The 15,835-nt window shown below is 64.3% G+C and carries 12 protein-coding genes; 10 read left to right on the top strand and 2 right to left on the bottom strand.

Features of this window, described 5'->3' with window-relative positions:
• Window positions 1-2 precede the first annotated feature (2 nt).
• Window positions 3-1,400: an alkaline phosphatase gene (locus AC56LG_RS07740; RefSeq protein WP_497165518.1), complete on the top strand. Its 1,398-nt coding sequence runs from the start codon at window positions 3-5 to the stop codon at window positions 1,398-1,400.
• Between the two features lie 180 nt (window positions 1,401-1,580).
• Here AC56LG_RS07740 and AC56LG_RS07735 read toward each other — a convergent pair whose 3' ends face one another.
• Window positions 1,581-1,982, bottom strand: a complete 402-nt coding sequence (locus AC56LG_RS07735; RefSeq protein WP_192052630.1) for an SWIB/MDM2 domain-containing protein — start codon at window positions 1,980-1,982, stop codon at window positions 1,581-1,583.
• Window positions 1,983-2,230: 248 nt separating this feature from the next.
• The gene (gene ffh / locus AC56LG_RS07730; RefSeq protein WP_497165517.1) at window positions 2,231-3,601 is read right to left on the bottom strand and encodes a signal recognition particle protein; all 1,371 of its coding nucleotides are present in this window, start codon (window positions 3,599-3,601) and stop codon (window positions 2,231-2,233) included.
• A gap of 222 nt (window positions 3,602-3,823) precedes the next feature.
• Here ffh and AC56LG_RS07725 point away from each other — a divergent pair, with 222 nt between their 5' ends.
• The 9 genes from AC56LG_RS07725 (at window position 3,824) to AC56LG_RS07685 (ending at window position 15,575) form a co-directional block, all read left to right on the top strand.
• Window positions 3,824-4,795, top strand: a complete 972-nt coding sequence (locus tag AC56LG_RS07725) for an ABC transporter substrate-binding protein (RefSeq protein ID WP_497165516.1) — start codon at window positions 3,824-3,826, stop codon at window positions 4,793-4,795.
• 19 nt (window positions 4,796-4,814) lie between these two features.
• A complete protein-coding gene (locus tag AC56LG_RS07720; RefSeq protein WP_497165515.1) occupies window positions 4,815-5,651 on the top strand; it encodes an ABC transporter permease in 837 nt (278 codons plus the stop codon).
• Window positions 5,652-5,662: 11 nt separating this feature from the next.
• Window positions 5,663-6,457: an ABC transporter ATP-binding protein gene (locus tag AC56LG_RS07715; RefSeq protein ID WP_497165514.1), complete on the top strand. Its 795-nt coding sequence runs from the start codon at window positions 5,663-5,665 to the stop codon at window positions 6,455-6,457.
• A 64-nt stretch (window positions 6,458-6,521) separates the two neighbouring features.
• Window positions 6,522-7,331: a cytochrome C assembly family protein gene (locus AC56LG_RS07710; RefSeq protein WP_497165513.1), complete on the top strand. Its 810-nt coding sequence runs from the start codon at window positions 6,522-6,524 to the stop codon at window positions 7,329-7,331.
• Window positions 7,328-7,585 carry a PP0621 family protein gene (locus tag AC56LG_RS07705; protein WP_497165512.1) on the top strand — a complete coding sequence of 86 codons (258 nt, stop codon included), beginning with the start codon at window positions 7,328-7,330 and terminating at the stop codon, window positions 7,583-7,585. The genes AC56LG_RS07710 and AC56LG_RS07705 overlap by 4 nt, the downstream gene beginning before the upstream one ends.
• Complete coding sequence (locus AC56LG_RS07700) at window positions 7,585-9,336, top strand: sensor histidine kinase (RefSeq protein WP_497165511.1); 1,752 nt, start codon at window positions 7,585-7,587, stop codon at window positions 9,334-9,336. Before AC56LG_RS07705 ends, AC56LG_RS07700 begins: the two co-directional genes overlap by 1 nt.
• Window positions 9,333-10,787 carry a sigma-54-dependent transcriptional regulator gene (locus AC56LG_RS07695; protein ID WP_497165510.1) on the top strand — a complete coding sequence of 485 codons (1,455 nt, stop codon included), beginning with the start codon at window positions 9,333-9,335 and terminating at the stop codon, window positions 10,785-10,787. The genes AC56LG_RS07700 and AC56LG_RS07695 overlap by 4 nt, the downstream gene beginning before the upstream one ends.
• Window positions 10,788-11,468: 681 nt before the next feature.
• Entirely contained in the window at window positions 11,469-14,387 is a 2,919-nt protein-coding gene (locus tag AC56LG_RS07690; protein ID WP_497165509.1) for a ribonucleoside-diphosphate reductase subunit alpha, read from the top strand.
• 75 nt (window positions 14,388-14,462) lie between these two features.
• Window positions 14,463-15,575 carry a ribonucleotide-diphosphate reductase subunit beta gene (locus tag AC56LG_RS07685; RefSeq protein ID WP_497165508.1) on the top strand — a complete coding sequence of 371 codons (1,113 nt, stop codon included), beginning with the start codon at window positions 14,463-14,465 and terminating at the stop codon, window positions 15,573-15,575.
• Window positions 15,576-15,835: the final 260 nt, after the last annotated feature.

Raw genomic sequence — 15,835 nt, 5'->3', positions numbered from 1 at the left:
CCATGACCAGAACACTCATTTCCACGCTGCTGCTGGCGGCATGTTGCAGCGCGCAGGCGCAGACCGCCGCCACCATGCGCCTGGCGCCGAAGCCGCAGGCAAAGAACATCATTTTCTTCCTCGGCGACGGCATGGGCCCGACCACGATCACCGCCGCGCGCATTTATAAAGCCGGGGAAGACGGCCTGCTCGACTTCGAACGCCTCGACCGCACCGCGCGTGTCAAGACCTATTCGGCGGACGCGCAGGTGACGGACAGTGCGCCGTCGATGGGTTCCTACATGACCGGCGTGAAGATCAACAACGACGTCATCTCGCTCAAGGACGCCAAGCCCATCCCGCCCGGCAAGGACGCCAACGGCAACCTGAGTATCGACCGCTGCGGCGCCAACAACGGCACGGCGCCGATGACGATCCTGGAACTGGCCAAGGCGGCCGGCAAGTCGGTCGGCGCGGTGACGACCACGGAATTGACGCACGCCACGCCGGCGTCGACCTTCGCGCACGTCTGCGAGCGCGACATGGCGTATACGATCGCCCGGCAAGTCGTGCCCGGCGGCGCGGGCTACAACACGCGCCTGAAGGACGGCGTCGACGTGCTGATGGGAGGAGGGCGCAACCACTTCACGCCGTTCGACGCCAAGCGCAACCCGAAGGGCCGCGCCGACGGGCGAGATTTGGTGGCCGAACTGGAAAAGCAGGGTTATTTCATCGCCGCTACGCGCGCCGACATGGCGTCGAGTCGTCCGGGCCAGAAATTCCTCGGCCTGTACAGCGCCGAGAGCCACCTGGACTACGCGTCGAAACGCCGCCCCGAGCAGCCGACGCTGGCCGAGATGACGGCCAAGTCGATCGAACTCTTGTCGACCAATCCGAAAGGCTTCTTCCTGATGGTCGAAGGCGGCAAGATCGACCACGCGCTGCATGACACCAATGCGCGCAATGCCATGATAGAAACGGTCGCGTTCGACGAGGCGATCCAGACCGCGGTGGAGCGCATGCGCGCCATCGATCCTGGCCTGGACAACACGCTGATCGTCGTCACCGCCGACCATGACCACACGATGGTCCTGAACGGCTACCCGAAGCGCGGCAACCCGGTGCTCGACATCGTGCGCGGCTACCGCGACGGCGAACCGACGCGCGACGCCGACGGCAAGACGTTTACCACGCTCGTCTTCGGCAACGGCCCGAATCGCCCGGACCTGCGCACCGACGTCGACAGCGCCACCGCCATGGCGCCGGACTATCACCAGGAGACCGGCGTGAAGTGGTCGAGCGAATCGCACGGCGGCGGCGACGTCAAGCTGCACGCTGCCGGCGCCGGCTCGGCGCCGTTCCGGGGGACGATCGAGAATACGCACGTGTTCACGCTGATGAAGGCGGCGGCGGGGTTGTGATCGTTATCGGCTCTGATATCGGGCGCGATGATCCCGCTGCTAACTATCACCGCGTGGGCGGGAGACCCGCCCACCCTACGGGTCAAGCGCACACGTAAACGTATATTCGAATATCCATAAACAAAAAGCCCCGATCTCGCGAACGGGGCTTTTAACGTTCAGCCGTACGGCCAGACATTATTATTTCAGGTGATTCGAAATCAGCTTGGTCATTTCGAACATCGAGACCTGTTCCTTGCCACCGAAGACGGCTTTCAGCTTGTCGTCGGCGTTGATCATCTGGCGGTTGTCTGCAGCTTGCAGGTCCGCTTTCTTGATGTATTCCCAGACTTTCTTGGTCACTTCGGTGCGTGGCAGCGGCTTGTTGCCGACCACTGCAGCCAGTTCGGCCGACGGCGTCAGTTCTTTCATGAACGCAGCGTTAGGCTTGCGTGCGGCGGCCGGTTTCTTGGCTGCTGCTGCTTTCGGTGCGGCTTCCTTGGCAGGAGCTGCTGCCTTCTTCGCTGCAGGCTTGGCCGCGGCGGCCGGCTTCGCGGCTGCCTTCTTTGCAGGCGCTGCTGGGGATTTCTTGGCTGTTGCCATCTTCGAGCCTCCTAATATGAGAAATTGCGCAATACATCGCACGGCTTATATTGGTGGCGTTTTACTGTTCCTGCAAGTCTTTTTCACCATTTTTTCACTCTGATAAGCCCAAAAAACAGGGTTTATTCGCAACTCGTCCTCATAGAGTGAAAAACGCCCCAAAAACGCCCAAAAAAACGCCGCGCCGGCATGGTGCCGGGCGCGGCGTTTTATGAGGACAAAAGGGTCCGCAACCGGGGCAAAAACGCTTAACGCATCCCGCCCGGCATCATGCCCTTCATCCCGCGCATCATTTTCATGAGGCCGCCGCCCTTCAATTTTTTCATCATCGTCTGCATCTGGTCGTACTGGTTCAGCATGCGATTGACTTCCTGCACCTGCACGCCGGCGCCGGCGGCGATGCGGCGCTTGCGGTTGGCCTTGATCAGTTCCGGCTTGGCGCGCTCGAGCGGCGTCATCGAATCGATGATGCCGCACATGCGCTTGACCTGCTTCTCGGCCTGGTCCATGTTGGCGCCGGCCGCGGCCTGCTGGAACTGCGCCGGCAGTTTATCGAGCAAGCCCGACATGCCACCCATTTTCTTCATCTGCGACAGCTGCGCCTTGAAGTCGTTCATGTCGAAGCGGCCGCCCGACTTGATCTTGTTGGCCATGTCGGCCGCGGCCTTTTCGTCGACGCCTTTGCGCGCTTCTTCGACCAGCGCCATGATGTCGCCCATGCCCAGCACGCGGCTGGCCATGCGGGTCGGATCGAAGGCTTCCAGGCCATCGAGCTTTTCCGAGACGCCGGCGAACTTGATCGGTTTACCGGTCACATGGCGCACCGACAGGGCGGCGCCGCCGCGCGAATCGCCATCGAGCTTGGTCAGCACGATACCGGTCAGCGGCAACGCGTCATTGAACGCCTTGGCGGTGTTGATCGCATCCTGGCCCAGCATGGCGTCGACCACGAACAGGGTTTCGATCGGCTTCACGGCGCCGTGGACGGCGGCGATTTCCTGCATCATCGCTTCGTCGATACCGAGGCGGCCGGCGGTGTCGATGATCAGGACGTCGTGGTAATGCTTCTTCGCCCAATCGAGCGCGTTCAGGGCGATGTCGACCGGCTTGTCGGTCGAGGTCGACGGGAAGAAGTCGGCGCCGACCTGCTTGGTCACCGATTCGAGCTGGGCGATCGCGGCCGGACGGTAGACGTCGGCCGAGACGGTCAGCACTTTTTTCTTCTTCTGTTCCTTGAGGTACTTGGCCAGCTTGCCAGTGGTCGTGGTTTTACCGACACCCTGCAAACCCGCCATCAGGATGATCGCCGGCGGCTGCTGCGCGAACGAGAGTTGCGTCGCCTCGGGACCGAGGTCGGCGCCCATCAGGGCGGCCAGCTCGCGCTGCACCACGCCGACCAGGGCCTGGCCCGGGCTGAGCGAGCCGATGACTTCTTCGCCCAGCGCTTTTTCCTTGACCTTGGCGATGAAGTCGCGCACCGCCGGCAAGGCCACGTCGGCCTCGAGCAGGGCCATGCGCACTTCGCGCAGCATCTCGGAGGTATTCGCTTCGGTCAGACGGGCCTCGCCGCGCATCGTCTTGACGACCTTGGCAAGGCGTTGGGTAAGGTTATCTAGCATGTTCTACCTGACTATATAGAAGAGGGCTGTGAATCGAATCCGTCATTTTACCCTGCGCCCAGCTTGCCCGCCCGGCCATTGGGTTCCACGCCACACGAATTTTTGGCCGCCATCATCTTGTTCCGCATCAAAAGCCGAGCTCGCTTTATCTGACACATTCTGGATTCGCGGACTGTCCTTTCCTTTTGACATTGTTTTTCGGCGCACATCACGGAGACATGTATGAGCAATGTAATCAAATCAGCCCTGGTCGCCATGGCCTTCCTCGGCGCGGCGGCGGCACAGGCCCAGGAAGTGGTCCGGCTCGGAAACATCAAGCTGGCGCATTTCGGCGCGATCTCGTACATCAAGGAGATCGCACCGAAGTGCGGCATCAAGGTCGAGGAAAAGACCTTCGCCAAGGGGCTGGACGTGATGCAGGCGATCATCGCAGGCGAACTCGACGTCGGCGCCACCGCCTCCGAGGCGGCGATATCCGGCCGCGCCGGCGGCGCCCCGATCGTCGTCGTGGCCGGCTTTGCCACCGGCGGCGCGCGCCTGGTCGCGCAGCCGGGGCGCAACATCACCAGCGTTGCGCACCTGAAGGGCAAACGGGTCGGCGTCACCCGCGGCGCGATCCAGGAAGTGCTCCTGATGGCAGAACTGCAGAAGCACAAGCTCAGCTCGAGCGCCGATCCCGGCAAGGACGTGCAGCTGGTATTCCTCTCGTACGCCGACCTCAACGCCGCGCTGATCGGCAAGCAGATCGACGCCATGATGCAGTCCGAACCGCAGGCCTCGCAGGCGATCAACAAGGCCTTCGGTGTCGAAGTACTGAAACCCTACGACACGCCGATCGGTTCGCCGGTGCGCACCATGGTCATGACCGAACAGTTTTATGGCACCCGCCGTCCGCTCGCCGAGAAATTCATGCGCTGCTTCGTGCAGGCAACCAAGGCCTTCATCGACGACAAGGCGCTGGCGTCGAAATACGTGCGCGAGACGATTTTCAAGGGCCAGATCAGCGTCGACGACTTCGAGGATGCGATCGGCAATGCGCCATATTCGTACGACATCACGGCCGAGCACATCCAGGTCACCACCGATACCATGGCCAGGACCGGTGTCGGACGCATGCGCCAGCCGCCGCTGGCGCGCGACTGGGTGCGTACCGACCTGCTGGCTGCGGCCAAAAAAAGCCTGAACGTGAACTGAGGCGGAACGGGGAACGATCATGGAAAAACGCAGTTGGGGCAAGGATTGGTACGAACGTGGCGTGGGCCTGGTGGTGCCGCTGCTGGCGATCATGATCTGGCAGGCGGTCGCCAGCGCCGGCCTGGTCAACCCGCAGGTGCTGCCGGCGCCCTACGACGTCGGCCGCAAGTGGGTCGAATACCTGCTGCCGCTGCAGCCCTTCGAGGAACACGCCGGCGGCAACTGGTGGGCCTGGGCTTTCTCCGGCGAGCTGGTGGTCGACACCCTCACCAGCCTGTACCGCGTGGTGGTCGGCTTTGCCATCGGCGCGGCGCTGGCCCTGCCGCTGGGCCTGGCCATGGGCGCCATCCCCGCCGTGTATGCCTGGATGAACCCGCTGGTGCAGATCCTGCGCCCGATCCCGCCGATCGCCTACATTCCGCTGGCGATCCTGTGGTTCGGCCTCGGCAATCCGCCGGCCGTGTTCCTGATCGCGCTGGGCGCCTTTTTTCCGGTGCTGATGAATACCATCGCCGGGGTGCGCCAGGTCGACGGCATTTATCTGCGCGCGGCGCGCAGCCTGGGCGCGAGCCGCGGCACGGTGTTCCTGCGCGTGATCCTGCCGGCCGCCGTGCCCTACATCCTGTCGGGAGTACGGATCGGCATCGGCACCGCCTTCATCGTCGTCATCGTCTCCGAGATGATCGCGGTAAACAATGGCCTGGGCTTTCGCATCCTGGAGGCGCGCGAGTATTTTTGGTCCGACAAGATCATCGCCGGCATGATCACCATCGGCATGCTTGGCCTGGCGATCGACATCGGCATGAACCGCCTGAACAACTACCTGCTGCGCTGGCACCGCGGCCTGGAGCATTGACGGGAGCACGCATGGAAGCGCATATCCGTATCAAGAAAGTCAACAAGGTGTTCGCGAGCGGGCGGCGCGAGATCGTGGCGCTGCAGGACATCGACCTCGACATCGCCCACGGACAGTTCACCTGCCTGCTCGGGCCTTCCGGCTGCGGCAAGTCGACCCTGCTCAACGCGGTGGCCGGCTTCGCCCATCCGACCAGCGGCAGCATCACGGTCGATGGCGCGCCGGTCAGCGCGCCCGGTCCCGACCGCGGCATGGTGTTCCAGGAATACGCGCTGTTTCCCTGGATGACGGTCGAGCAAAACATCGCCTTCGGCCTCGAGATCAAGGGGCTGGCCAAGGCGCGCATCGCCGGCACGGTCGAGAAGCTGCTGCACATGCTGTCGCTGTCGGAGTTCAGCACGCGCTATCCGAAGGACCTGTCCGGCGGCATGCGCCAGCGCGTGGCGATCGCGCGCGTGCTGGCGCTCGATTCGCCGATCATGCTGATGGACGAACCGTTCGGGGCGCTCGACGCGCTCACCCGGCGCAACCTGCAGGACGAGCTGCTGCGCATCTGGATGGCGACGAAAAAAACCATCCTGTTCGTCACCCACAGCATCGAGGAAGCGATTTATCTCGCCGACCGCATCGTCGTGATGACTTACCGGCCCGGCACGGTCAAGCGCGACATCCTGGTCGACCTGCCGCGCCTGCGCGACCCGTCCGCGCCCGCGTTCAACGACCTCAAACGCGAACTCGGCATGCTGGTGATGGAAGAGCAGCAGCGTCATCACCAGGACGAGCGGAGAATGGCGGCGGTCGATTAAGGTAGCAGCCGGGCGGGGCAGGGGGGCCGCGCCTGCCGCGTGCCGATGGTGTAGACTCGCGGCTATGCACAACACCCTTTTTCTTGCCGCGGCCATTTTGTACGCGGCTTGCGCCCTGCTGCCGTCGCGCCAGGGCGCCGTCATTTCCGGCGTCACCGCACTGGCCTGGGCCGTGCACGGCGCCGCCCTCTGGAGCGACGCGTTCGCGCCGGGCGGCCTGCGCATCGGTTTCGCGATCATGCTCTCGGCCGCGTTGTGGGTCTCGGTGGCGGCCTACTGGTTCGAGAACCGCAATTTCGCGCTCGACGGCCTGCGCCGCCTGGTCATGCCCTGCGCCTGCGCCGTCGCCTTGCTGCCGATGGTGTTCCCGGGCGCGGTGATGCCGCTGCAAAACCAGTCGAGCGCATTCGGCTGGCACGTGGCGGTGGCGGTGCTGGCCTACAGCACGCTGACGATTGCCGCCTTCCATGCGGTGCTGATGGCGCTGCAGGAAGCGCGCCTGCATGCGCGCGCGGTGCCGGCCGGCGGTGGCTGGTTCGGCGGCGCACTCGACCAGCTGCCGGCGCTGCTGACGATGGAAAAGCTGCTGTTTCGCCTGATCTGGATCGGTTTCGTGCTGCTCAGTCTCACCGTGCTGTCGGGCGTGGTGTTCTCGGAACAGCTGTTCGGGCGCGCGCTGCGCTGGGACCACAAGAATGTCTTTGCGCTGCTGTCGTGGGTGCTGTTCGCGGCCTTGTTGGCGGGACGCCAGTGGCGCGGCTGGCGCGGCAAGACGGCGCTGCGCTTCACATTGGCCGGCTTCGCCACGCTGGCGCTGGCCTATGTCGGCAGCCGCTTCGTGCTCGAAGTCGTGCTGCACCGGGGGATCGCATGAGCCGTGTCCTGTTCTGGATCCTGCTGGCGCTGCTGGTGTATTTCGCAGTGCGCGCCAAGCTGCGCGCCGCCGCCCGCAAACAACAAATGCACGTGCCGCCCCGGCAGCAGAATGCGCCGCCGCCGGCCGCCATCGAAAACATGACCAGCTGCGCGCACTGCGGCCTGCACTTCCCGGCCTCGGAAGCGCTGCACGCCGACGGACGCGACTACTGCAGCCCGGCCCACTTGCCGCGCCTGCCGCCCCAGCCTTGATGACCGAGCGGCAGGTGCTGTCCACGCAGTCGCGCGCCACTTTCTGGCGCTCGCTGCAGGCGCTGACCGTCACCCGCATCGTGATCGCGCTGGTGCTGCTGCTGTACCTTGCCTTCGACGTGCGCGAAGGCGGGGTGCGCGCAGTGCCGGCCTATGCGCCGACCTGCTTCGCCTACCTCGGCGCCGCCGTCTTCTTCGGCCTGCTGACGGTGTTCTGGCGGCGCCGCTTCACGCTCCAGTTGACCAGCCAGATCGCGCTCGACCTGGCCGTGATCTCGCTCCTGTACCTGGCCGCCGGCGGCGTGCGCAGCGGCCTGGGCATCCTGTATCTGTTCCCGCTGGCCGGGACCGCGATCCTGGCGCCGCTGGTGCCGGCGCTGTTCTCGGCCGCGCTGGCGACCCTGTTCGTGCTGGTCGACGCCACCTGGCAGCTGTTTACGCGCGACGGTGAGCCGGCCCTGATGCAGGCCGGGATGATCGGCAGCGCCTTCTTTGCCGTGGTCTGGCTGGTCAACCGGCTGGCGGCGCGTCTGATCGCGCAGGAAGAACTGGCGGCCCAGCGCGGTGTCGACCTGCAGGTGCAGCAGGCGATCAACGAGATCGTGGTGGCGGACGTCGGCGACGGCGTGCTGGTGGTCGGCAGCGACGGCCGCATCCACACCGCCAATCCGGCGGCGCGGCGCATGCTCGGCATGGAGACCGTCGCCGGCTTGCAGCTCGACGCCTTGCCGGGACTGGAACCGGTGGCGCATGCGTTCGCCGGCTGGCTCGGCGCCGAATCCGCCGGACCGGCGACCCTGGCCGCCGTCGAGCCGGTGCCGGGCGCAGCCGGGCCGGATACGGCCTATGTCATATTAAAACCCTACCAGGAAGTGGTGGTGGGCGAGGCGGGCCTGCGCGCGCGGCGCGACCAGCCGGCGCACATCAAATTGCGCTTTGCGCGGGTGGCGGCCGCGGGCGGCATGCTTGGGCGCAGCGTGATCTTCCTGCAGGACGTCAGCGCCATCGAAAACCAGGCGCAGCAACTGAAACTGGCCTCGATGGGGCGCCTGACGGCCAGCATCGCACACGAGGTGAGGAATCCCCTGTCGGCGATTGGCCACGCCACGGCCCTGCTGGCCGAAGACCTGCACGGCAAGGCCGAGGTGCGGCTGCTGAAAATCATCGGCGACAATGTGGCGCGTGTGAACCGCATGGTGGAAGACATCCTGCAGCTGTCGAGGAAAGCCCAGCCGTATGCGGAACCGGTGCAGCTGGCGCCATTCCTGCTCGAATTGAAAGCCGAATTCTGCGAAACCCAGGGCTTGCCGGACGAGATGGTGTGGCTGGGCGGCGCCGGCGCCATCGAGGTGCGTTTCGATGCGCTGCACCTGCGCGAAGTGCTGGTCAATTTGCTCGGCAATGCGATCCGCTATGCCAGCCGCCAGCCGTCGAGCATCCGCATCTGGCCCGAACTGGACGCGTTCGGCACGCTGGAACTGCACGTGCAGGACGACGGCCCCGGCATCACGCCCGAAGTGCGCGCGCACCTGTTCGAGCCGTTTTATACGACGTCCAGCAAGGGCACGGGCCTGGGGCTGTACCTGGCGCGCGAGCTGTGCCTGAACAACGGCGCTAAACTCGATTACGAGTCACGTTTCGACCCACGTTTCGACCCACGTTTCGACTCGCGCTTCGACACGGCGGCCGCGGGTGCGCGCCAGGCCAGCGGCCGCTTCGTCATCACCTTCGCCCAGGAGAGCAACGCATGAGTTCACCCCGGATTTTAGTCGTCGACGACGAAGCCGACCTGCGCGAACTGCTCGAGATCACGCTGCTGAAAATGGGTCTCGACGTCGACTGCGCGGCGACGCTGCGCGAAGCGCGCCGCTACGTCGCGGACAACAGCTACCACCTGGTGCTGACCGACATGCGCCTGCCCGACGGCCTCGGGCTGGAACTGGTGCGCGAAGTGTCCAGCACCTCCAAGACCCCGATCGCCGTGATCACCGCCTACGGCAGCGCCGACAACGCGGTGGTGGCGCTGAAAGCCGGCGCCTTCGATTATGTATCGAAGCCGGTGGTGCTCGACGAACTGCGTGTGATGGTGCGCTCGGCGCTGAAGCTGTCCGATACCAAGGCGACCCAAAACGGCGGGCAGGGCAGCGGTTCGCGCCTGATCGGCGATTCGCAGGCGATGCAGGCGCTGCGCGCCCAGATCGGGCGCCTGGCGCGCTCGATGGCGCCGATTGCGATTACCGGCGAGTCCGGCGCCGGCAAGGAACTGGCCGCGCGCGAAATCCATGCCCGGAGTTCGCGCGCCAATAAACCGTTCGTGGCAGTCAACTGCGGTGCGATTCCGGAAAATCTGATGGAGTCGGAATTCTTCGGTCACCGCAAGGGCGCGTTTACCGGGGCAGGAGAGGAGCGCGACGGCTTCTTCCAGGCGGCCAACGGCGGCACCCTGATGCTCGACGAGGTGGCGGACTTGCCGCTGTCGATGCAGGTCAAATTGCTGCGCGCGATCCAGGAACGGCGCGTGCGCAAGATCGGCGCCACCAACGAGGAACCGGTCGACGTGCGCATCATCAGCGCCACCCACAAGGATCTGGCGAAGTGCGTCGAAACCGGGGTGTTCAGACAGGATCTGTTCTATCGCCTGAACGTGATCGAACTGGCGCTGCCGCCGCTGCGCGAGCGGCTGGATGACTTGCCGGTGCTGACCGGCGCCATCCTGGCGCGCCTGGCGGGAGCGGGCGCCAGCCGTGCGACGCTCGGGCCGGGCGTGCTGGAAGCGCTGCGGGCGTATTCCTTCCCCGGCAATGTGCGCGAACTGGAAAACGTGCTGGAACGCGCGCTGGCGTTTGCCGACGACGGGGTGATCCAGGTCGACGATCTGTCGCTGAAGGCGGCGCGCCTGGCGGAGACGGCGCGGCCTGAAGTGGCGCCGGCGGCGCCAGTCGTGGCGACACCGCCTCCTGAAGCGCCGCTGGCCGCAGCATCGGTTGCAGCGCCGGCCGTAGCCGAGCCAGTGGGGCTGGGGCCGGCTGCATTGCCGAGCAACCTGCCGGCCTACCTGGAACAGGTCGAGCGCGACATCATCGGCCGCGCGCTGCAGCAGACCCAGTTCAACCGCACCAAGACCGCCAGCCTGCTCGGCATCAGCGTGCGCCAGCTGCGCTACCAGATGCAGAAACTGGATATCCAGGCGCCGGAGAATTGATGCGCCGCGCCGCGCGGATTGTTGCGGCGATCGCCGCCCTTGCAGCGGCTCTTGCGGTGGTCGATTGGTCGGGTGGATTCTTCCGCATCGACAGCTGCCTCGACCGGGGCGGGCGCTGGAACTACGACGCGCGCGTCTGCGAACCGGTCCCCGCAGCACCCGGTCTTGTGTCGCCTCAACCCTGAACTTGTCAAAAAGCGTTGCCTTTTCGCCAGTGCAAAACGGTGCGCGCTGCACTGCGATTGGGCAGCTCCGCCGAGCGCTGAACAAGCTTTAGGCAGCAGGTTAGTACTCACTTACTGGCGAGCGCCCATTCAACGTCCAACAGCGCGCTGTCAAGAGTCGTTCGCATGAAAAGCGCACAAAACTGGAAATTTAATCTCTTGCGGCTTGGCGCAGCCAAGTACTACAATTAGTCCATTGTCAAACTACGCCACTAGATCTAGTGGTAGCAGACTCAAGCATTAAAGACAATCATTGCAGCACGGCAGCAAAGTCGTCTTTGCTTCAAACCCGATAAACCCAACGGCAATACCCTTGTCCAGCCTGGAGATCAGCAGTTGGCAGAGTCCGTTTTGCTTCTTGATTTTTAGTTAATTTACTGGCTGCCCGCCCCGCGGGCGCTCGACCAACGTTTCGACCATTTTAGGCGGCAGCCCGACTGCCCTTCCTGGAGGCCCCATGCAGACTTCACAAGACATTTCCATCCACCCGCAAGCGGCCCCAGGAGCGGCTGCCGGCGCCAAGAACGCCGCCGAACTGGCCGCGCGCGCCGACTACCGCATCCTGCGCCGCAACGGCGCGGTCGTGCCGTTCGAGCCGAATAAAATCTCGGTCGCCATGACCAAGGCCTTCCTGGCGGTCGCCGGTGGCCAGGGCGCCGTCTCGGCGCGCATCCGCGAGCTGGTGGAAGAGCTGACCAACAACGTGGTCGCCGCCCTGATGCGCCGCCAGCCGAACGGCGGCACCTTCCACATCGAAGATGTGCAGGACCAGGTGGAACTGTCCTTGATGCGCTCGGGCGAACACGATGTCGCGCGCGCTTACGTCCTGTACCGCGCCAAGCAGATGGAAGAGCGCCGCGCCGCCAAAGAGGCTGCGGGTACCTCGGCCCCGCAGGCTCCCCAAATTCATGTGGTCGACAACGGCCAGCGCCTGCCGCTCGACGTCAATGACGTGCACGCGCTGGTGAACGCCGCCTGCGCCGGCCTGGAAAAGCACGTCGACGCCGATGCGATCGTCGCCGAAACCCTGCGCAACCTGTACGACGGCGTGCCGGTCGAAGAACTGCACAAGTCCGCCATCCTGGCCGCACGCGCGCTGATGGAAACCGACCCGGCCTACAGCCAGGTCACCGCGCGCATCCTGCTGCACACGATCCGCAAGGAAGTCTTCGGCAAGGAAGTCCCGCAAGCACGCGCCGCTGCCGAATACCTCACCTACTTCCCGCAGTACGTGGCGAAAGGCATCGAGAACGAACTGCTCGACGCCGAACTCGGCAACTACGACCTCGAGCGCCTGGCGAAAGCCATCGTCGCCGACCGCGACCTGCAATTCGGCTACATCGGCCTGCAGACCCTGTACGATCGCTACTTCCTGCACGTGCGCGACACCCGCATCGAAATGCCGCAGGCCTTCTACATGCGCGTCGCCATGGGCCTGGCCTTGCGCGAAGCGGACCGCGAAGCGCGCGCGATCGAGTTCTACAACCTGCTCTCGTCGTTCGACTTCATGAGCTCGACCCCGACCCTGTTCAACTCGGGCACGCGCCGCTCGCAGCTGTCGTCGTGCTACCTGACGACCGTCGGCGACGACCTGGAAGGCATCTACGATGCCATCAAGGAAAACGCGCTGCTCTCGAAGTTCGCCGGCGGCCTCGGTAACGACTGGACCCCGGTGCGTGCGCTCGGTTCGCGCATCAAGGGCACCAACGGCAAGTCGCAAGGCGTGGTGCCGTTCCTGAAAGTGGTCAACGACACCGCTGTCGCCGTGAACCAGGGCGGCAAGCGCAAGGGCGCGGTCTGCGCCTACCTGGAAACCTGGCACATGGACATCGAGGAATTCCTCGACCTGCGCAAGAACACCGGCGACGACCGCCGCCGCACCCACGACATGAACACGGCGAACTGGATTCCCGACCTGTTCATGAAGCGCGTGATGGAAAAGGGCCACTGGACCCTGTTCACTCCGAGCGAAACGCCGGACCTGCACGACCTGGTGGGTAAAGCCTTCGAACAAGCCTACCTGGCCTATGAAGCCAAGGCCGAGCGCGGCGAGATGCTGGTCTTCAAAAAGATCGAAGCGCTCGACCTGTGGCGCAAGATGCTGTCGATGCTGTTCGAAACCGGCCACCCATGGATCACGTTCAAGGATCCATGCAACATCCGTTCGCCGCAGCAGCACATCGGCGTCGTGCACTCGTCGAACCTGTGCACCGAGATCACCCTGAACACCAGCGCCGACGAAATCGCGGTCTGCAACCTGGGCTCGATCAACCTGCCGCAGCACATGAAGGGCGATGGCCTGGATCACGTGAAGCTGCAGAAGACGATCCGCACGGCGATGCGCATGCTGGATAACGTCATCGACATCAACTACTACGCCGTGGAAAAGGCGCGCAATTCGAACCTGCGCCACCGTCCGGTCGGCATGGGCATCATGGGTCACCAGGATTGCCTGCACATGATGCGCGTACCGTTCGCTTCGGAACAGGCAGTGCAGTTCGCCGACCGTTCGATGGAAGCCGTCTGCTACTTCGCCTACCTGGCCTCGACCGAGCTGGCCGAAGAGCGTGGCCGCTACGAGTCATATGCCGGTTCGCTGTGGGACCGCGGCATCCTGCCGCAGGACTCGATCAAGCTGCTGGCGGAAGAACGCGGCGGCTACCTCGAGCAGGACACCAGCGAATCGATGGACTGGAGCGTGGTGCGCGAGCGTATCAAGCAATTCGGCATGCGTAACTCGAACTGCGTGGCGATCGCCCCGACCGCGACGATTTCGAACATCATCGGCGTCTCGGCCTGCATCGAACCGACCTTCCAGAACCTGTACGTGAAGTCGAACCTGTCGGGCGAATTCACCGAGATCAACTCGTACCTGGTGCGCGACCTGAAGGCACGCGACCTGTGGGACGAAGTCATGATCGCCGACCTGAAGTATTTCGACGGTTCGCTGAGCAAGATCGACCGCGTGCCGCAAGACCTGCGCGACATCTACGCCACCGCATTTGAGGTCGAGCCGAAGTGGCTGGTCGAGCAGGCATCGCGCCGCCAGAAGTGGATCGACCAGGCGCAGTCGCTGAACATCTACATGGCCGGCGCCTCGGGCAAGAAGCTGGACGAGACCTACAAGCTGGCCTGGCTGCGCGGCCTGAAGACGACCTACTACCTGCGCACCATCGCGGCGACGCACATGGAGAAGTCGACCACCCGCACCGGCGCGCTGAACGCGGTGCCGGTCTCGGGCGGCCTGGCGGCCGGTCATGCGGCGCCGGCAGCTCCGGCTGCTGCGCCTGCGGCCAGCGCCCCGGAGGCGGATGGCGCGGCGTGCTACCTGCGTCCGGGCGATGCCGGTTTCGATGAATGCGAAGCCTGCCAATAAGCTGCTTAGTTAATTAATTTCACGCCCGGCCTGCGCGCCGGGCGCTGCTGTCACAGAATTCAAGAGGAACAAATCATGCTGTCATGGGACGATGAACCAACCAGCGCGCCGGCCGTGAACCCGGCGCTCGCCGCGGGTAACACCGAAAGCGCCCCCGCCGCCGAAGTCGCCAAGCGCGTCAACGCCGACGACAAGCGCATCATCAACGGCAAGACCGACGTCAACCAGCTGGTGCCGTTCAAGTACAAGTGGGCCTGGGACAAGTACCTGGCCGGCTGCGCCAACCACTGGATGCCGCAGGAGGTGAACATGCAGCGCGACATCGAGCTGTGGAAGAGCCCGAACGGCCTGTCGGAAGACGAGCGCCGCCTGGTGAAGCGCAACCTAGGCTTCTTCGTCACCGCCGACTCGCTGGCCGCCAACAACATCGTGCTGGGCACCTACCGCCACATCACGGCACCGGAATGCCGCCAGTACCTGCTGCGCCAGGCCTTCGAGGAGGCGATCCACACCCACGCCTACCAGTACATCGTCGAGTCGCTCGGCCTGGACGAGCGCGAGATCTTCAACGCTTACAACGAGATCCCGTCGATCCACGACAAGGACCAGTTCCTGATCCCGCACATCAACGTCCTGACCGACCCTGACTTCAAGACCGGCACGCTGGAAACCGACCAGACGCTGCTGAAGTCGATCATCGTCTTCGCCTGCCTGATGGAAGGCCTGTTCTTCTACGTCGGCTTCACCCAGATCCTGGCGCTCGGTCGCCAGAACAAGATGACCGGCGCCGCCGAGCAGTACCAGTACATCCTGCGCGACGAGTCGATGCACGTGAACTTCGGCATCGACCTGATCAACACGATCAAGATGGAAAACCCGCTGCTGTGGACGTCGGCCTTCAAGGACGAACTGAAAGCGCTGTTCCTGGAAGCGGTCGAACTCGAATACCGCTACGCCGAAGACACCATGCCACGCGGCGTGCTGGGCCTGAACGCCACCATGTTCAAGGGCTACCTGCGCTTCATCGCCAACCGCCGCGCGGTGCAGATCGGCCTCGATCCGCTGTTCCCGGCCGAGGAAAATCCATTCCCATGGATGAGCGAAATGATCGACCTGAAGAAGGAACGTAACTTCTTCGAGACGCGCGTGACGGAGTACCAGACCGGTGGTGCGCTGAACTGGGATTGATTCCAGGCGGTCTTGTATGGATACCGAAAGCCCGATGAGCGATCATCGGGCTTTTTTCATGGGCGGCGGCTTGCGGCACATATGACCCCGCCGAAGGTCAAAACAGCTGGCGGGCGATGGGTGCATGCTGGTCGATGCGCCGCAGCCGATCACGGGCCGCGGCGCCGGCGCACATTGAAGCAGCCCTGATGGAATCAGGCGCGCTTCGAAATGCACTTCTTCACATTTGCCATTGGTTCCGGCCTGCGATTTGTTGTAGT

It is taken from the genome of Telluria sp. ZB2R32 (genome assembly GCF_059685715.1).
This window is presented reverse-complemented; position numbering and strand designations above follow the sequence as displayed.